Origin of the sequence: Streptomyces sp. NPDC012825, assembly GCF_042900925.1 — a bacterium.
Classification (GTDB): Bacteria; Actinomycetota; Actinomycetes; order Streptomycetales; family Streptomycetaceae; genus Streptomyces.
Window position 1 is genome coordinate 13,346 of record NZ_JBIBBZ010000003.1, and the last position, 17,339, is coordinate 30,684.

Genomic DNA, 17,339 nt, shown 5'->3' on the forward strand with positions numbered 1-17,339 from the left:
TCTCAGCTTAGAACGGACGTCACGGTGGGGTCCGGAGTGCGTTCGCTCGAACGAGCGTGCCGCAGACGTTCAAGCGGAAGTCGCCCCGCGGAGCCCCGCGAACCCTCACGCCGGGAGCGACCGCGACGCCGGGATCAGGGGGCCCTGGACCGCGCGGTGGGCGCGCGGCTCCGTGGTGCTGGTCCAGCAGGAGCCGCGGCGGGCGAGGAGGCGGCGGAGCCAGAGTTCGGTGGAGACGAGGTCGGCGAGGCCGTCGAGGGGGACGGGCTCGCCGTCGGCGGCGGCGCGCAGGGCCTCGCGGACGACGCGGGCCTCGATCAGGCCCGCGTCCGCGAGGAGCGGCGCGTCGAAGAGGGCCAGGAGCCCGGGGAGCGCGGCGCGCAGGCCCGCGCGGGCGGCGGCGGCCGGGACGGCCGGGTGGGGGGCGCCCCAGCCCGGCGGCAGGTCGTGGACGCCGGCGCCGGTCAGGACCGTGCGCAGGATGCCGGCGCGGGCGTCCGGCTGGACCCGGAGGGATTCGGGGAGGTCGCGGCAGGCCCGTACGACCTGGTTGTCGAGGAAGGGGGCGTGCAGCCGCTGGCCGCGGATCTCGGCGGCCTGCTCCAGGACGCGGTGGTCGGCGGCGGCGCGGACGAGGGCCGCACGCGCGCGTGCCTCGCCGGGGCGCTGGACGGAGGACGGGAGGGTCGCCGCCCGGTTCAGGCGAACCGATACTTCGGCCAGCGCCTCCCCGGTCAGCCAGCGCGCCGCCGGGCCCGGGCGCGACCAGGCGAGGGCGGAGAGGGAGGCCTCCAGGGGGCCGAAGCCGTCGGGGGCGGTGCGGTTGGCCTCCAGGACCCGCCGGGCCGCCGTCTCCAGGCCCGTGCGGTACGGGGTGCGGGCCAGCTTCCGGGCCGCCCGGTACACGGTCAGCGGCACCAGGAGAGCGCCCGCCGAAGGACCCGAGGCCTTGGCGAGCGCGGTGACGGGACGCACCAGGGAGCGGCGTCTGCGGTCCATCAGGAGGTCGGCGAGGCGCGCCGGGTGCGCGTCCAGGACCTGCTTGGCGCCCATGCCGGTGAAGTGGTCGGCGCTGCCGCCCGCGAACCGCCGCCGGTGCCGTTCGGCCGTGACGAGCGCGGGCCCCGGCTCGTCGGTGAGCGGCCCGTCCAGGGAGGCGTACGGGAGGGCCTCCTCGCCGGCCGCGACGACCACGTGGTGCAGGCGCGGGTCGGCGGCCAGCTCCCGGGCCCGCTCCAGCTCGTCCTCGCGGCCCGCACCCGCGCGCGTGGCGAGGTCGTTGAAAGTGACGGCGAGCAGCCGCTCCCCCGCGCCCGTGCCGTGGCCGGTGATCGTGCCCGGCACCCCCGGGAGGCCGGCCGCCAGGAGGGCGAGCGTGCCGGAGGCGCTGCCGCCGGACAGGTCGGCGCCGATGCCGGGCGCCGGGCCCGCGCCCCGGGCGGCGCGCCGGTCGGCGGGCCCCATGCCGGGGACCGGGCCGGGGTCGGGCAGCGGGGCCCCGGGCGCGTGCCGGGGGGCGGTGAGCCGGGCCCGTACGGCTTCGACCAGGGCGTCCCTGACCCCTTCGACGGCCTGCCGGGGATCGGACTCGGGGGTCGCGACCGCGAGCGAGGCGACTTGCTCGTACCCGGTGATCTCGCGCGAGCCCTCCCGCAGGATCAGCGCGTGGCCGGGCGGCACCCGGCGGACGCCCTCGTAGGGGGTGGAGTCGCGCAGCGCCTCCGGGGTCTCGGGGCAGGCGAGCAGGGCGGCCAGGTGGCCGATGTCGAGCTGGGCCTCGACGAGGTCGGCGAGCGGCAGGGCGGCGGTGGCGTACGCGGTGCCGCCCTGCCACGGGGTGTGGAAGACCGGCCGGGCGCCCGCGAGGTCACCCGTGACGGTGACGCGGCGACCGGCCTTGACGACGGCGGTGTAGCTTCCCGGCCAGGCCGTGAGGTGCCGCAGGGCGCCTCCGCGCGCGGTGAGCAGTCCTCTGCGCAGTTCGTCGTCGCCCGCGGCGCAGCAGCCGAGGACGGCGATGTGGGTCCGGTCGTCGACGGCCACGACCCGGACCTCGTCGGGGCGCCAGTCGCCGACCGCCCAGAGCGGGTCGGGGCCGCCCCACAGGAGCTGTGCGCCCACCGGTTGCACCGTGCGCCCCTCGGCCGCCGTCGCCCGGTCCGTACCGTAGGGGTCCCGGCCCGGTGCCGTACCGGACCCGTACGGGTCGTGGACCGCCGGACCGGAGCCGTAGGGGTCGTACGCGCCGCGGACCGCCGGGCCGGAGCCGTAGGGGTCGTACGCGCCGTGTGTCCCGGGGTCCGTGCCGTACGAACCGTGGGCCGCCGGGCCCGTGCCGTACGGGCCGTGCGTCGCTCCCGTCCGTGCTCCCCCGGTCGTTGCGAAGCTCGCGGCGACACTGCTCCAGCCCACCAGCCATCGCATCGGCGCCTCCACGTCCGTTTCGGTGGGAGACATGCTGCCACGACAACGGCGCACGGGGCGGTGTCCGGGTGCACGCGCGCGAAAGCCGAATGCGCCCCTGGCATGAGCCAGTTGGACACCGGCGACATTCGGCCGAATATCGACCGCGTCCGAAGGTTTACAAGGTGCGCGGGCAAGAACGGAAGCGGCCCGTTCTCCACGGACCGCCGACTGGCCGGGAGGCGTTTCCGCCTCCCGGCGCCGTCCGCCGCCCGCGGGGAATGGGGCGGCGGTGTCCCCCAGCCCACTGGTCCGGGACTCCGACCCCGGTCGAACGGGCCGACCCACGCGCTACCGATGGAAGCGCTCCCCCGCCGGCCGGACGAGAGCGCACGGCCGGGCGCACGGCCACACGGCCGGAGCACGGGTCACCCGGACGGCCCCTTCCACCGATTGGTCACACAACAATCTCGCCATACGGAACAGCGCCCCTTAACGGTAGGGATGCGGCGAACTACGCTGTGCTTACGAATGCCGCACGCCTATGCCCGGCGTCGTGGCGGCCGTCTGTGCTGTCGAGGGGTGGCGTCATGTCCAGGGAGCAACGCGGGCCGAACGAAAAGCTCGGCACGGTTCTCGCCCTCGCGGGAATCAGCAACGCCGGGCTCGCCCGGCGCGTCAACGACCTCGGGTCGCAGCGGGGGCTGACGCTCCGCTACGACAAGACCTCGGTCGCCCGGTGGGTGTCCAAGGGCATGGTGCCGCAGGGCGCCGCCCCGCACCTGATCGCCGCCGCGATCGGGCAGAAGCTCGGCCGTCCCGTGCCGCTGCACGAGATCGGGCTCGCCGACGCCGACCCGGCGCCCGAGGTGGGGCTCGCCTTCCCGCGCGACGTGGGCGAGGCGGTCCGCTCGGCCACCGACCTGTACCGGCTCGACCTCGCCGGGCGGCGGGCCGGCGGGGGCGGCATCTGGCAGTCGCTCGCCGGGTCGTTCGCGGTGAGCGCGTACGCCACGCCCGCGTCCCGCTGGCTCATCACCCCGGCCGACCCGTCGGTGGAGCGGGACGCCCCGCGCCCGGCGGCCGGCTCCCCGGCGACGCCCGCGCCGGAGCACGCGCGCGTGGGCCACAGCGACGTCGCCAAACTCCGCGAGGCCGCCGAGGACGCGCGCCGCTGGGACTCCAAGTACGGCGGCGGGGACTGGCGCTCGTCCATGGTCCCCGAGTGCTTACGCGTGGACGCGGCGCCGCTGCTGCTCGGCTCGTACTCGGACGAGGTCGGCCGGGCCCTGTTCGGCGCGACCGCCGAACTCACCCGGCTCGCCGGCTGGATGGCCTTCGACACCGGGCAGCAGGAGGCCGCCCAGCGCTACTACATCCAGGCCCTGCGGCTCGCCCGGGCCGCCGCCGACGTGCCCCTCGGCGGCTACGTCCTGGCGTCCATGTCCCTCCAGGCCACCTACCGGGGCTTCGCCGACGAGGGCGTGGACCTCGCCCAGGCGGCCCTGGAGCGCAACCGGGGGCTCGCCACCGCCCGCACCATGTCCTTCTTCCGGCTCGTCGAGGCACGCGCGCACGCGAAGGCCGGGGACGGGGCCGCCGCGGCGGCCGCGCTCAAGTCCGCCGAGGGGTGGCTGGAGCGGTCGCGGGCGGGCGACTCCGACCCGACCTGGCTCGGCTTCTACTCGTACGACCGGTTCTGCGCCGACGCCGCCGAGTGCTACCGGGACCTGCGGATGCCGCGCGAGGTGCGCCGCTTCACCGAGCAGGCGCTGTCCCGGCCGACGGAGGAGTTCGTCCGCTCGCACGGCCTTCGGCTCGTCGTGTCCGCCGTCGCCGAACTGGAGTCCGGCAACCTGGACGCGGCCTGCGCGGCCGGTACGCGCGCGGTGGAGGTGGCGGGGCGGATCTCGTCGGCGCGGACGACGGAGTACGTACGGGACCTGCTGCACCGGCTCGAACCGTACGGGGACGAGCCGCGCGTCATGGAGCTGCGGGAGCGGGCCCGGCCGCTGCTCGCCGCCCCGGCGTGACGGCCGGCCCGCGCCGCCCCCGGCCGACCGCCCGGCCGCGCGCGAAAGCCCGCCCCCGGCCGACCGCCCGGTCCCGAGTGAAAGCCCGCCTCCGGGTGAACCGCGTCTCATGAGGCCCCGCGAGGTTTCACGGCGTTGTCAGTGGGCCAGTGCAGTATCGGGGTGGGAGGTGGGGCCGGTGTTCGACTGTGACGTGCTGGTGATCGGCGGTGGGATCGTCGGCCTGTCGACGGCGTACGCGCTGACGCGTGCCGCCCCCGGCACCCGGGTCACGGTCCTGGAGAAGGAGCACGCCCTCGCGCGCCACCAGACCGGGCGCAACAGCGGGGTGATCCACAGCGGGATCTACTACCGGCCGGGGTCCCTCAAGGCGCGGTTCGCGGTCGAGGGCGCGGCCGAGATGGTCAAGTTCTGTGCGGAGTGGGGCATTCCGTACGAGGTGACGGGGAAGCTCGTCGTCGCCACCGCGCGCGAGGAGCTGCCCCGGCTGCACGCGCTCGTGCAGCGCGGCCGGGAGAACGGCATCCCGGTGCGGGAGCTGGGCCCGGCGCAGATCAGCGCGTACGAGCCGCGGGTGCGGGGGCTCGCCGCGATCCACGTCGGCACGACCGGGATCTGCGACTACGGGGCGGTGGCGGAGCGGCTCGCCGAGGCCTCCGGGGCGCGGATCCTGTACGGCGCGGAGGTGGCCGTGATCGACCGGCGGCCCTGGGGGGTCGCCGTGCGGACGGCGGACGGGCGGGTGGTCCGGGCGCGGGTCCTGGTGAACTGCGCGGGGCTGTACTGCGACCGGATCGCGCGGCTCGCGGGCGACGACCCGGGGATGCGGATCGTCCCCTTCCGGGGGGAGTACTACGAGCTGGCGGATCCGTCGCTGGTGCGGGGCCTGGTCTATCCGGTGCCGGACCCGGCGTTCCCGTTCCTCGGCGTGCACCTGACACGGGGCATCGACGGCGGGGTCCACATCGGGCCGAACGCGGTGCCGGCGCTCGCCCGCGAGGGGTACGGCTGGTCCGTCGTCCGCCCGCGCGAGCTGGGCGCCACCCTGGCCTGGCCCGGTTCGTGGGCCGTCGCCCGGGAGCACTGGCGGTACGGGGCGGGCGAACTGCACCGCTCGCTCTCGAAGCGGGCCTTCACGGAGGCGGTGCGGCGGCTGCTCCCGGTGGTGGAGGAGTCCGACCTGCGGCGGGCCGCGCCGGGCGTGCGGGCGCAGGCGGTCCTGCGGGACGGGACGCTCGTCGACGACTTCCTGATCCGGGAGGCGGCGCGCACGGTCCACGTCCTGAACGCGCCCTCTCCGGCGGCGACGGCCTCGCTGCCGATCGGACGGGAGGTGGCGGGGCGGGCGCTGGCGCTCCTGTAGCCGCGGGTCACGCGCTTCCGGGTCCTGGGGGCCGGTGGGTTCCGTCGTCGTGCCCGCCCGTGCGGGCCCGCTCCCGCCCGTAGAATCGGCCGCATTGTGTCTGAGCAGCCTGAGAACAGCCCGCGTCCCGTCGCCGACCCCGCATCCCAGCCCGTCGCGCGGCGGGGCAGTCAGAGGTTCGCCCCCGGGGAGGGGCCCCTGCCCGATCCCGCCGGGTCGCACCACGAGCGGCGGATCCGGAGCTTCCAGCCGCGGCGCAGCCGCGTGACCGCCGGGCAGGCCGAGGCGTTGCTGAAGCGGTGGCCCGACTGGGGCCTCGACATCGACGGCAAGCGGGTCCTGGACCTGGACGAGATGTTCGGCGGGCTCCCGGTCGTCCTGGAGATCGGTTTCGGGATGGGCGAGGCGACCGCGCAGATGGCGGCCGCCGACCCCGGCACCGGCATCCTCGCCGTGGACGTGCACACCCCCGGCCAGGGCAATCTGCTCGGCCTCGCCGACCGCAACGGCCTCACCAACGTCCGGGTGGCCAACGGCGACGCGATCATCCTGCTCCGCGAGATGCTCACCGGCGACTCCCTCGACGGCTGCCGGGTCTACTTCCCGGACCCGTGGCCCAAGGCCCGCCACCACAAGCGGCGGCTGATCCAGCCCGAGTTCCTCGGTCTCCTCGCGACCCGGCTCAAGCCCGGCGGCGTGCTGCACTGCGCCACCGACTGGGAGGAGTACGCCGAGCAGATGCTGGAGGTGCTCACCGCGCACCCGGACTTCGAGAACACGCAGGCCGACGGCGGCTACGCCCCCCGCCCCGGCTTCCGGCCCCTCACCCGCTTCGAGGGCCAGGGGCTCGACAAGGGGCACGTCGTCCACGACCTCCTCTTCAAGAGGAGGTGACGGGAGGGCGGACTCGGCGCGTAACCACGTCGCCCGCTGTCCGTGCGGGTCGTTAGGGTCGCTCACGTGTCGAACCCCGCCCCCGCCGAAGCCGGACCCGAGCACGGACCCGACCACGGGTCCGGCCACAGATCCGAGCGCCGCCCCGAACACGGTCCCGGACCCGAGCGCCACCTCGATCACGGCCCCGATGGCGAAGCCGTCCCCGTACCCCACCTGGGTACGGAGGAGCCGGCCTTCCCCGCCGCCGCCGACCGCTCCCAGTGGCGCTACCGGCCGCGCCGGGCCTTCTGGCGCAGCCGGTTGGTCCGGGCGATATGTCTGGTCACCGTGCTCGCGATCTGCGCCCTGGTCATCCTGGCGCTGGTCCGCGAGCAGACGGGCACGCAGGGCTTCCTCGTCGGCCTGGCCCTCGCCGTGCTTCCCGTACCGCTGCTCATGGCGGCCTTCCGCTGGCTCGACCGGGTCGAGCCGGGGCCGTGGAAGAACCTGCTCTTCGCGTTCGCGTGGGGCGCGTTCGCCGCCGCGCTCGTCGCGATCCTGGCCAACTCCTTCGCGGTCCGCTGGATCGCCACGGCCACCGCCGACCCGGACTCCGCCGACCACCTCGGCGCCACCGTCATCGCGCCGGTGGTGGAGGAGAGCGCCAAGGCCGCCGCGATCCTGCTGCTCTTCCTCTTCCGGCGCCGGAACTTCGGCGGTCTCGTCGACGGGGTGGTGATCGCCGGTTTCACCGCGACCGGCTTCGCCTTCACCGAGAACATCCTCTACCTCGGCAACGCCTTCGGCGAGGACCAGGAGATCGGCGCCACCGGCATCGGCATGGTGACCGCCGGGACCTTCTTCGTACGGGTCGTGATGTCGCCCTTCGCGCACCCGCTGTTCACCGTGCTCACCGGCCTCGGCTTCGGCTTCGCCGCGCTCGCCCCGCGCGGGAAGCGGCTGCGGAAGGTGCTGCTGCCGCTCGCCGGACTGCTGCTCGCCATGGGCATGCACGCCGCCTGGAACGGCTCGGCCACCTTCGGCGGCCCCTGGGCCTTCTTCGCGGTGTACGGGGCGCTGATGATGCCGGCCTTCGGCCTGCTGACCTGGCTCGCGGTGTGGAGCCGGCAGCGGGAGCTGCGCACGGTCTCCGGGGAGCTCCCGGCGTACGCGGCGGCCGGCTGGCTCTCCCCCGACGAGCCGCTCGCGCTCTCCTCGATGCGGGCCCGGCAGCTCGCCCGCTCCTACGCCGTCCGGACGTACGGCGAGCAGGGCGCGCGAGCGGTCGGCGAGTACGAGTCCTTCGCGACGACCCTCGCGTTCCTGCGGGACCGGGCCCGGCGCGGCACCGCCGGGCCCGACTTCGCGGCCCGCGAGCAGGAGCTGCTGCACCACCTGTGGCAGCGCAGGGCGGTCGCCTCGCCCGCGCTGACGTACGCGGCCCGGGCGACGGGCCGGGCGTGGACGCCGCCGCAGTACCTGGACTACGGCGGCTACAACCCCTACCGCGGTTAGGACCCGTCCGGCGTCAGCCCCGGACCGCCGACGCCTCGGTCAGGAGGGTCAGCTCCTCCTCCGTGAGTTCCAGGCCGGCGGACGCGACCAGGGCCGGGAGCTGTTCGACCGTACGGGCCGAGGCGATCGGCGCGACGACCGTCGGCCGGGAGGCGAGCCAGGCGAGGGCGACGGCGGCGGGCTCCGCGCCGTGCGCCCCGGCGACCGCGTCGAGCGCGGAGAGCACGGCCCGGCCCCGCTCGGTGTCGAGGTGCTTGCCGGCTCCGGCGGCGCGGGCGCTGTCGACGCTGCCGCCGGGGCGGTACTTGCCGGTGAGGAAGCCGGAGGCCAGGCCGTAGTACGGGACGGCGGCGAGCCCCGTCTTCTCGGCGGTCTCCAGGAGCGGGCCCTCGTAGGTCTCGCGGGAGACCAGGTTGTAGTGCGGCTGGAGGGCGACGTAGCGGGCGAGGCCCTCGGCCTCGGCGAAGTCGAGGGAGGCGCGGAGCCGCTCCGGGGAGATGTTGGAGGCGGCGACGGCCCGTACCTTGCCGTCCCTCACCAGCTGGTCGAGGGCGGTGACGATCTCCTCGACGGGGACGGACTCGTCGTCGAAGTGGGTGTAGTACAGGTCGATGCGGTCGGTGCCGAGGCGGCGCAGGGACTCCTCGGCGGCGGCCTTGATCGTGGGGGCGGAGAGCCCCTTGAACCGGGGGTGGGCGCCCGCCTTGGTGGCGACGACGACATCGTCGCGGTTGCCCCGGGAGGCGAGCCAGCGGCCGATGACGGTCTCGGACTCGCCGCCCTCGTTGCCCTCGGCCCAGGCCGAGTAGACGTCGGCGGAGTCGATGAAGTTGCCGCCCGCGGCGGCGTAGGCGTCGAGGACGGCGAAGGACTGCGCCTCGTCGGCGGTCCAGCCGAAGACGTTGCCGCCGAGGGCGAGCGGGAAGACGTGCAGGTCGGACGTGCCCAGCGTACGGAGAGAGGTCATGGGGTGGTCAACGGTCCCCGCCGCCGGGCCTATTCCGCGCGGTTTCCGGAGGGTCTCCACGCGGTTTTCGTATGGTTTCCCGGTTTCCGGGTCTCCGGGGTCAGACCGTCAGGCCCTTGGAGCGCAGCCAGGCCGCCGGGTCGACGCCGTCGCCGCCGCCGGGGTGGATCTCCAGGTGGAGGTGGGCGCCGGAGACGTTCCCGGTGGCGCCGACGCGGCCGATCGTCTCGCCGGTGCCCACGGTCTGGCCGGCGGAGACCGTCATGGAGGAGAGGTGGCAGTACCAGACCTCGGTGCCGTCCTCCAGCTCCAGGACGATCCGGTAGCCGTAGGAGCCGGACCAGCCCGCCGACTTGACCGTGGCGCCGTGGACCGCCTTGAGCGGGGTGCCGGTGGGGGCCGCGAAGTCGAGGCCGGTGTGGTAGCCGGAGGACCACATCGAGCCGGACTGCATGTAGGTGGCGGTGAGGCTGTACGAGGAGAGGGGCATCGAGTAGCTGGCGGCGAGCTGGGCGAGGCGCTCGGCCTCGGCCTTCGCCCTGGCTTCCTCCTCCGCCTTGGCCTTGGCCTCCGCCTCGGCCTTCGCCTTCGCCTCCGCGGCCTCCTTCTCCGCCGCGTCGGCCTTGGCCTGCGCCTCGGCGGCGGCCTTCTCGGCGGCCGCCTTCTCCACCGCGGCCTTCTCGGCGGCGTCGGCGGAGGCCTGCTGCTGCTCGGCCTGCTGGAGGATGCGGGCGCGCAGGGCCTCGCCGGCGTCGGCGGTGCTCGGGGCGTCCGCCGTCGTCGTCAGGCTCGCCCGCGTGACCTGCCCGGTCCGCGCGGCCTGCCCGTCGGCCTCGGTGGTGTACGTGGCGGAGGTCAGCGGGTTCGGATTGGCGCGGTCCGCGGGGACCGTCTCCCGCTCCTCCTCCTGGTCGGACAGGAGGGTGCCGACGCCGGGGAGGTCGTGGGCGTCGGGCAGGTTCAGGTCCGGAAGGTCCGGGAGCGATATGGCCACCGGCGGCTTGTCCTGCGCGGTGGCGAGGCCGCCCGCGCCGACGGCCGCGATGACGCCGACGCCGAGGACGGTGGAGGAACGGGCGAAGCCGGAGCGCTGCTTGACGACCCGGTGCCGGCCGCCGGAGCGGTTCTGGGCGCGGAGGGAGTCCTCGGTGGGATTCCACTCGGTGTCCGGGACGGAGGAGGCCGCACCGCCGCCGAAGGCATCGAAGGGGGCTTCGGGGGCAGGGGTGTTGGACGCCACGGAGGCGCGCTCCTTTCCTTCCTTCTCGCCTACCGGGTTAGCTGACGGGTTCGGAGCAGGAAGGTCTCCTACGGGCCCGGTCGCACGGGTGCGAAGGGCTCGATTCACCCCAAATGGTGGTTCCCCGGTTCCCTTTCGGGATTCGGCGCATGCGCACGGTGCCGTCTCTTGCGACGGCTGGGACGACCGCGCTGCGTTATCGAACGTTAATAGACAGGGGGTCTCTATTCCAAGCCGTTCCCCGTGATCGTTCATTGAATTGGCAGGGAATGGTCCGACTTGACCCCCCTTCAGCGAGGCGAGGTCCAGGAAGGCTAAAACTCCCGCAACCTGACGGTTCGTCAATTGTTATCGCAGGGAGACCTGCCGACTACCCCTGGTGACGGGACCGCGGCCCACCTCCGGAGAGGCGACGGGACCCGCCTCCGAATCAGCGACGGGACCCGCCGGGCGGCACCACCGGCATCGTCCGGCGCCGCTCCGGCTGCCCCGCCGCCGGGCGGCTCAGCGCGAGCAGCGCCATGTCGTCCGTCGCCCCGCCGCCCGTGTGGAGCCGTACGTCGTCCACGAGCGCGTCGAGCACCTCCTCCGGGCCGGGGAAGATCCGCCCGGACAGCCGCTCCGCCGGGTCGTAGAAGACGCCCTGGGCGTTCCGCGCCTCCGAGAGGCCGTCGGTGTAGAAGAGCAGCGTCGTGCCCGGCGGATACGGCCGGGCCTCGGCGCGGTCCGGCCACGACGCGAGGTCCCCCATGCCGAGGGGCAGCGCCGGCCGGATCGGGTCGACCGGTTCGACCCGCCCGTCCCCGTGCAGCACCAGCGGGGGCGGGTGCCCCCGGTTGACCACCCGTACGAAGCCGTCGAAGGTGCCGCTGCCGTCGGAGCGCGGGATCTCGGCCAGGACGGCGGTGGTGAACCCCTCGACGGCGTCGAGGCTGTCCCGGCGGGTGCCCTCCCGGTCCAGCGCCCGTTCGAGCCGCTGTGCCACGCCCTCCAGGGTCCGCTCCTGCTCGGCCGCTTCCCGGAAGGCCCCGATGACGACGGCGACGGCCTCGACCGCGTCGAGGCCCTTGCCCCGTACGTCCCCGACCACGAGCCGCACCCCGTGCGGGGTGTCCTGCACGGCGAAGAGGTCGCCACCGATGAACGCGTCCGCCTGCGCCGCCTCGTAACGGGCCGCGCACCGCAGCCCGCCGATCCGCTCGGCGGGCGTCGGCAGCACCGCCTTCTGCGCGGTCTCCGCGATGACCCGCGCCGAGGCGAGCCGCTCGCCGCTGCGGCGCACCACCCGGTTGATGAGGAGGGCGAGTCCGGAGACGGTGCACACGGTCAGGGTCTCGGCGACGGCCGGGGCGCGGGTGACGTCGTCGCTGAAGAGGTAGAGGCCGACCGAGGCGAGAACGGCGGCGATCCCGGTGAGGAGGGTCGTGAGCAGGGAGAAGAAGGGCGCGGCGACCAGCGGGGCGGCGGCGAGCATCGGCGAGGCGGTGTACGGGGCGGGGGTCGTCACGTCGAAGAGGACACCGCCCACGATGATCAGCGGCGGCAGCGCGCGGATGAACCGCCGGGTGCCCCGGTACGCGGGACGGCCCTCGCCGCCCCGCCTCCCTGCGCCCGCCGATCCTGGGGGGTGCCCCACCTGTTCTCTCCTGCCCGGTCCGCCCGGCCGCGGCCCCGTACCGCGCCCTTCCAGGGTGGCCGCAGCCCCGGCGGACGGCGACTCCGCACGGCCGACCGGCGTACGGAGCCGTCCGGGAGGCCGACGGGGGCCGCGCGAGAAGCCGACGGGGCCGCCCGAAAAGCTGACGTGGGCCGCCCGAAAAGCCGACGGGAGGCCGCCCGGGAGCTACATGTTCCGCTCGGCGTAGACCGCCAGCGCGTCCCGGACGAGGACCGCGGTGCCCTCGCCGTACCTGTCGTAGTTCCTGGTGAAGCGGGGGTCGTCGACGTACATCCGGCCGAGGCCGATCACGTACTCCCTGGTCGGCGCCGTGGTGGTCGACAGCCAGGCGACCTGGCGCCGCGCGAGGGCCTGCACCTCGTCGCTGTCGGCGGCCAGACCGTCCCGTGCCGCCTTCCCGAAGTCGCGGGCGATGCCGGCCTGCTCCTCCATGAACGCCCGCTTCTGCTCCTCGTCCAGCGAGCGCCACCACCGGTCGCCCTGCTCGTACGCCTCGCGACCCCAGCGGTGGGTGACCTCCTCCTCGTATCTCGTGTGGTCGAAACCGTCGAACATCTCGTCCGCCATGAGTTCCTCTCCCTTCTCGGTCTTGTGGAGAGTGGTCCGCACCGACATGATCTGGCGTCCGATGCGCTCGCGCTCCTGCTCCAGGAGGGCGAGATGGGTGCGCAGGGCGGCGGAGGTGTCCCGCTGGCCCGCGAGGACCTCCGCGATGGCGGGCAGCGAGAGCCCCAGCTCGCGCAGCAGCAGGATCCGCTGCAACCGCACGAGCGCCGCCCGGTCGTAGTACCGGTAACCGTTCGCGCCGATCCGGCTCGGCTCCAGCAGTCCGCGCTCCCCGTAGTGCCGGAGGGTGCGGCTGGTGGTGCCGGCCTTCTTGGCGATCTCCTGGATCGACCACTCCATGACGGAAACGCTAGATCTTGACGTCGCGTCAAGGTCAACCGGAAACACCGGGGGAACGACGAAGGCCCCGGAGAACGACGAAGGCCCGGATCCAAGAGGATCCGGGCCTTCGTCACTACTGAGTAGCGGGGACAGGATTTGAACCTGCGACCTCTGGGTTATGAGCCCAGCGAGCTACCGAGCTGCTCCACCCCGCGTCGGTAAACACGACTGTACGGCATGACCGGGGCAATCCTGAAATCGGTTCCCGTCGCCCCCTCCCTCAGCACCCGCAGTCGTCGGCGTCGACCGGGGCCGTCAGGGGGTCGGCGGCCTTCTCCGCGGGCCCTTCCCACGTCTCGTACGCGAAGCCCTCCCGCACCCAGTACTCGAAGCCGCCGAGCATCTCCTTGACCGGGAAGCCCCGCTCCGCGAGGGCGAGCGCGGCGCGGGTGGCGCCGTTGCAGCCGGGACCCCAGCAGTACGTGACGACCGGCACGGACCGGTCGAGCAGCGCTTCGGCCTGCTCGGGAACGAGCGCGGTCGGCAGGTGGACGGCGCCGGGGACGTGCCCCTGGTCCCAGGAGGCGGTGGAGCGCGTGTCGACCAGGACGAAGCCGGGGGCGGTGCCCTCGGCGGCGGCGGTGGCGAGTGCTGAGCCCACGTCGGAGACGTCGGCGTGGAAGGCGAGGCTCGCGGAGAAGTACGCGGCAGCGGCGGCGGGCGAGGCCGGCGGGGTGCGGAGAACGGGGTTGACCCGCGGTGTCGTCGTCATGGTGATCAAACTAGAACCGGAGGCCACCGCACTGAAGTGGGGAATCACGGCGCTCGGGACCTTCGGCCGGGGATTCCCGGGCGTTCGGAGCGGTGCGGCGGGAATCTCACGCCATGACTCCGCAGCCTGCCCCGCCCCGTCACATCGGCGCGGTCCGATCCGTCATGCAGGCATGACGGCACGCGAGGGGGAGACCGGGTGGTGGGCGTGAACGCGAACGTGGACGTGGAAGAGGGTGTGGATGTGGATGCGGATGCGGACGTGGAGGAGCCGGTGCGCGGGGTGCGGGGCGAAGAAGAACTCCTGGCGCGGCGCTTCGACGCCGACCGGGGCCGTCTGCGGGCGGTGGCGTACCGGATGCTGGGCTCGCTGAGCGAGGCCGAGGACGCCGTCCAGGAGACCTGGTTCAAGCTCAGCCGCGCCGACGTCTCCGGGGTGCGGAACCTCAGCGGCTGGCTGACCACCGTCGTCGGCCGCGTCTGCCTGGACATGCTGCGCTCGCGCGGCTCGCGCCGCGAGACCCCGCTGGAGTACTACGTCCCCGACCCGGTGGTCCGGATCGGGGACACCGCCGACGTCTTCGGCGCCACCGACACCTCCGCCGCCTCCGATCCGGAGCGCGCGGCCGAACTCGGCGAGTCCGTCGGCCTCGCGCTCCTCGTCGTCCTGGAGACCCTGTCGCCGGCCGAACGGCTCGCGTTCGTGCTGCACGACATGTTCGCCGTCTCCTTCGACGAGATCGCGGAGGTCGTGGACCGCAGCCCGGCCGCGACCCGGCAGCTCGCCAGCCGCGCCCGCCGCCGGGTGCGGGACGCCTCCCCGGGCCCCGCCCCGGACGCACGGCGCCGACGGGAGGTGGCGGACGCCTTCCTCACCGCGGCGAACGGCGGCGACTTCGACGGCCTCCTCGCGGTCCTCGACCCGGACGTGGTGCTGCGCGCGGACGGCGGCCGGCTCATGGCCGGCACCTCCAAGCTGGTGCGGGGCGCGGAGACCGTCGTCGCGCAGGCCCTCGCGTACTCCAGGTTCCGCAAGGCGGTGCTGCGGGTCGTCGCCAACGGCGAGCCCGCGGTCCTGTCGGTCGTCGACGGGCGCCCGACCGCGCTCATGGTGTTCACGGTCGCCGGGGACCGGATCGTCCAGCTCCACATCCTGACGGACCCGGAACGGCTCGCGACGCTCGGCCTCACGGAGGAGGAACTGGCACGAGCGAAGTACTGACCCTCCCGACCCCCTGACCCCCGTCCCGCCCCTCCCCAGCCCTCCTGTCCCTCTGTCCCTCCCGGCCCCTACTGTCGTCGGCGGCGGGCCAGGGAGGCGCCGGCCGTCAGGGAGACGGCGGCGCTGGCGACGCCGAGGACGGCGCCCGCGGCGACGTCACCCGGGTAGTGCACGCCGGTGTGGACGCGGGAGTACCCCACCGTCGACGCCAGGAGTCCGAGGGGCACGGCGGCGGCGGGCAGCACCACCCCCACGGCGGTGGCGAAGGCGACCGCCGACGCCGTGTGCCCCGAGGGGAACGAGGCCGAGTCGGGCATGGGGACGTGCCGGCCCGCCACCACCCGGGCCGCCTCCCGGTCCGGCCGCGGTCTGCGGACGAGCCGCTTGCCCAGCAGGTTCGCCGCGGCCGAGGCCACCGCGACCGCCCCGACCCCGGCGAGCGCGGCCCGGCGCGGGCGGCCCGGGAAGAGGGCGAGCACGGCCGCCACGGAGAGGGAGATCTTGGAGTGGTCGGCCGTCCTGGAGAGCCGGCGGAGGGCCGTGTCCAGGGTGGGCGTGGGGGTGGCGGCCACGGCGGCGTACACGGCACCGTCGACGGCCCGGAGATCGTGCAGGACCGCCTGGGCGGTCTCGGTGGGCGTGTCGTGGGTCATGCGCCGCTCCTCGAAGGTCGTTTCGGAGGTTGTTGGGAGTGCTGACGGGTGTGGAAGGCGAGTTCGGTGATGCGCCGCCAGTCGAGGGGCGGACGCGGGGGCGTGGTGCCCGGCCGGTCGCGGGGCACGAGCACCCGCAGGGCGCGCGGGCGGAGGGTGCAGACGACCGGCGTGGGCAGGCGGAGGGCCTCGCCGTCGACGGCGACGGAGATGGGACCGTCACCGCTGTCGCAGGTGACCTCGACCCTACGGGCCGTCAGGACGTTCAGGGCGGCCGCCTGGGTCCCCCGTACCGCCAGCTCGGCGGCCTGGATCGCCCCCTCCACCCGGACGCCGATCACGCCGAGTTCGCCTCCGTCGAGACGGGGTCTTCGGGCGGGGTCGGCGCTGAGGGGGTCGGGCGTGGCGTACGGGTTGTTGCTGACCAGGAGCGCCTGCTGGGCGTCGAGCAGGACGCCGTCGACGGTCGCGTCGACGCGGTCGCCCTCGCCGCCCTGGAGCAGGTCGGGCAGGGCGTCGAGTGCGGTGCCGGCCTTCGCGTCGCGGTACTCGGGGTGGTGGACCACGTCCGCGTACACCCCGAAGGAGACGGTGTTGACGAAGGCCCGGCCGGAGACCGTGCCGAGGTCGACCCGGAGCTCCTCACCGTCGGTCAGGGCGTTCAGACAGGTCGACGGGTCGGTGCGGTCGAGTCCGAGGTCCAGGGCGAAGTGGTTGCGGGTGCCGGCCGAGATGACGAGGAACGGCAGGTCGTGCTCGACGGCCACGGCGGCGACCAGCGCCTGCGTGCCGTCGCCGCCGGCCACGCCGAGCAGGTCGGCCCCCTCGGCCACGGCCCGCTCGGCGAGTTCGGTGACGTCGTTGTGGACGGACGGGTCGAGGAGGATCACCCGGGCGCCCAGCTGCTCGGCGCGCTCGACGAGCCCGAAGCGCTCGACCTTTCCGCCCCCGGACTTCGGATTCATGATCAGGACGGGCTTCTCGGGCCGGGCCGCGGGCTCGCCCCGCATCGTCCCGGACCCGTCCGCCTCGGGGCGGCGCAGGGCGGACCGGGCGCAGAGCAGGGCCACGGCCCAGATCGCGAGGGCCACCAGGGCGTTGACCCAGACGCCTCCGACGACGTACAGGGTGAGGACCGTGGCGGGCGCGGCCACCGCGAGCAGCGCGCCGAGTGCCCGCAGCGGCCCCCGGTGCGCGAGGAACCACCAGATGCCCACGGCCGACAGGGCGAGCCCGGCGAGCCCGCTCACCAGGATCAGGGCCCCGCCGCCGCCCAGGGCCGTCAGCAGCACCATGACGGCGGTCACCGCCGCGAGCAGCGCACAGCGCGCCAGCCGTCGGGCCGCCCTCGTCGGGCCGGCGGTTCCGCTCGCCGTCACCGTCCCCACCTCCACGTTCCGTCTCCACCCTTCCCCACGCCCCCGCACCCCGCGCCCCGGACGAAGCCGTTCGGCGGAAGGGGCCCGCGAAGGAAAGGCCTCCCGGGAGCGAGGGCTTCCCGACCACCGGACCGCCGTCCCTCCCGTACCCCGCGACTTTCCTACCCCAAGGCGGAGCGGGCACCCGGAAAGCCCGGGGAATCAGGGAAGACCCAGGGGCACCCGGAGGGCCCGGGCACCTCGGCCCCCCGGAAAACCCGGAACTCCCGACGAACCGGGAACTCCCGACGAACCGGGGACCGGGAACCGCGAACAGACGACGGACCACAGGAACACAAAACACACCAGAAC

13 protein-coding genes, 1 tRNA gene and 1 riboswitch are annotated in these 17,339 nt (G+C 74.6%); of the genes, 5 read left to right on the plus strand and 9 right to left on the minus strand.

The window, feature by feature from the left end:
• Positions 1–105: 105 nt before the first annotated feature.
• Positions 106–2,424 (minus strand): asparagine synthase-related protein, encoded by a 2,319-nt coding sequence (locus tag ACFY7E_RS08630; protein ID WP_389483327.1) that lies wholly within the window; start codon positions 2,422–2,424, stop codon positions 106–108.
• Between the two features lie 569 nt (positions 2,425–2,993).
• Between ACFY7E_RS08630 and ACFY7E_RS08635 the strand changes: the two genes are divergently transcribed.
• The 4 genes from ACFY7E_RS08635 to ACFY7E_RS08650 all read left to right on the plus strand — a co-directional run bounded on the left by ACFY7E_RS08635 (position 2,994) and on the right by ACFY7E_RS08650 (position 8,190).
• A complete protein-coding gene (locus tag ACFY7E_RS08635) occupies positions 2,994–4,436 on the plus strand; it encodes an MFS transporter (protein ID WP_389482275.1) in 1,443 nt (480 codons plus the stop codon).
• 178 nt (positions 4,437–4,614) lie between these two features.
• Complete coding sequence (gene lhgO, locus ACFY7E_RS08640) at positions 4,615–5,799, plus strand: L-2-hydroxyglutarate oxidase (RefSeq protein WP_389482277.1); 1,185 nt, start codon at positions 4,615–4,617, stop codon at positions 5,797–5,799.
• A gap of 96 nt (positions 5,800–5,895) precedes the next feature.
• Positions 5,896–6,693 (plus strand): tRNA (guanosine(46)-N7)-methyltransferase TrmB, encoded by a 798-nt coding sequence (gene trmB / locus ACFY7E_RS08645; protein ID WP_389482280.1) that lies wholly within the window; start codon positions 5,896–5,898, stop codon positions 6,691–6,693.
• 216 nt (positions 6,694–6,909) lie between these two features.
• Positions 6,910–8,190: a PrsW family intramembrane metalloprotease gene (locus ACFY7E_RS08650; protein ID WP_389483329.1), complete on the plus strand. Its 1,281-nt coding sequence runs from the start codon at positions 6,910–6,912 to the stop codon at positions 8,188–8,190.
• Positions 8,191–8,203: 13 nt separating this feature from the next.
• Here the strand turns inward: ACFY7E_RS08650 and ACFY7E_RS08655 are convergent, their stop codons facing one another.
• The 6 genes from ACFY7E_RS08655 to ACFY7E_RS08680 form a co-directional block, all read right to left on the minus strand.
• The gene (locus ACFY7E_RS08655) at positions 8,204–9,157 is read right to left on the minus strand and encodes an aldo/keto reductase (RefSeq protein ID WP_389482282.1); all 954 of its coding nucleotides are present in this window, start codon (positions 9,155–9,157) and stop codon (positions 8,204–8,206) included.
• Positions 9,158–9,257: 100 nt separating this feature from the next.
• Positions 9,258–10,397, minus strand: a complete 1,140-nt coding sequence (locus ACFY7E_RS08660) for a M23 family metallopeptidase (protein ID WP_389482283.1) — start codon at positions 10,395–10,397, stop codon at positions 9,258–9,260.
• Positions 10,398–10,408: 11 nt separating this feature from the next.
• Positions 10,409–10,555: riboswitch (cyclic di-AMP (ydaO/yuaA leader) on the minus strand.
• A gap of 272 nt (positions 10,556–10,827) precedes the next feature.
• Positions 10,828–12,033 (minus strand): PP2C family protein-serine/threonine phosphatase, encoded by a 1,206-nt coding sequence (locus ACFY7E_RS08665; protein WP_389482285.1) that lies wholly within the window; start codon positions 12,031–12,033, stop codon positions 10,828–10,830.
• Between the two features lie 207 nt (positions 12,034–12,240).
• Positions 12,241–12,981, minus strand: a complete 741-nt coding sequence (locus ACFY7E_RS08670) for a MerR family transcriptional regulator (protein WP_389482286.1) — start codon at positions 12,979–12,981, stop codon at positions 12,241–12,243.
• Positions 12,982–13,104: 123 nt separating this feature from the next.
• Positions 13,105–13,178: transfer RNA gene (locus ACFY7E_RS08675), tRNA-Met, on the minus strand.
• A 65-nt stretch (positions 13,179–13,243) separates the two neighbouring features.
• The gene (locus ACFY7E_RS08680; protein ID WP_389482288.1) at positions 13,244–13,735 is read right to left on the minus strand and encodes a rhodanese-like domain-containing protein; all 492 of its coding nucleotides are present in this window, start codon (positions 13,733–13,735) and stop codon (positions 13,244–13,246) included.
• A 237-nt stretch (positions 13,736–13,972) separates the two neighbouring features.
• Here ACFY7E_RS08680 and ACFY7E_RS08685 point away from each other — a divergent pair, with 237 nt between their 5' ends.
• Positions 13,973–14,956, plus strand: coding sequence for a sigma-70 family RNA polymerase sigma factor (locus ACFY7E_RS08685; protein ID WP_389483331.1), 984 nt, complete (start codon positions 13,973–13,975; stop codon positions 14,954–14,956).
• Between the two features lie 68 nt (positions 14,957–15,024).
• On the opposite strand, the gene ACFY7E_RS08690 is transcribed toward ACFY7E_RS08685, so the two are convergent.
• Positions 15,025–15,609, minus strand: a complete 585-nt coding sequence (locus ACFY7E_RS08690; protein WP_389482290.1) for a phosphatase PAP2 family protein — start codon at positions 15,607–15,609, stop codon at positions 15,025–15,027.
• Complete coding sequence (locus ACFY7E_RS08695) at positions 15,606–16,988, minus strand: diacylglycerol/lipid kinase family protein (RefSeq protein WP_389482292.1); 1,383 nt, start codon at positions 16,986–16,988, stop codon at positions 15,606–15,608. The genes ACFY7E_RS08690 and ACFY7E_RS08695 overlap by 4 nt, the downstream gene beginning before the upstream one ends.
• Positions 16,989–17,339: the final 351 nt, after the last annotated feature.

What these genes read in the sequence shown, in the direction of transcription:
- ACFY7E_RS08630 (WP_389483327.1), bottom strand. Translation starts at nt 2,424, where the DNA reads ATGCGATGGCTGGTGGGCTGGAGCAGTGTCGCCGCGAGCTTCGCAACG.
- ACFY7E_RS08635 (WP_389482275.1), top strand. Translation starts at nt 2,994, where the DNA reads ATGTCCAGGGAGCAACGCGGGCCGAACGAAAAGCTCGGCACGGTTCTC.
- ACFY7E_RS08655 (WP_389482282.1), bottom strand. Translation starts at nt 9,157, where the DNA reads ATGACCTCTCTCCGTACGCTGGGCACGTCCGACCTGCACGTCTTCCCG.
- ACFY7E_RS08670 (WP_389482286.1), bottom strand. Translation starts at nt 12,981, where the DNA reads ATGGAGTGGTCGATCCAGGAGATCGCCAAGAAGGCCGGCACCACCAGC.
- ACFY7E_RS08680 (WP_389482288.1), bottom strand. Translation starts at nt 13,735, where the DNA reads ATGACGACGACACCGCGGGTCAACCCCGTTCTCCGCACCCCGCCGGCC.
- ACFY7E_RS08690 (WP_389482290.1), bottom strand. Translation starts at nt 15,609, where the DNA reads ATGACCCACGACACGCCCACCGAGACCGCCCAGGCGGTCCTGCACGAT.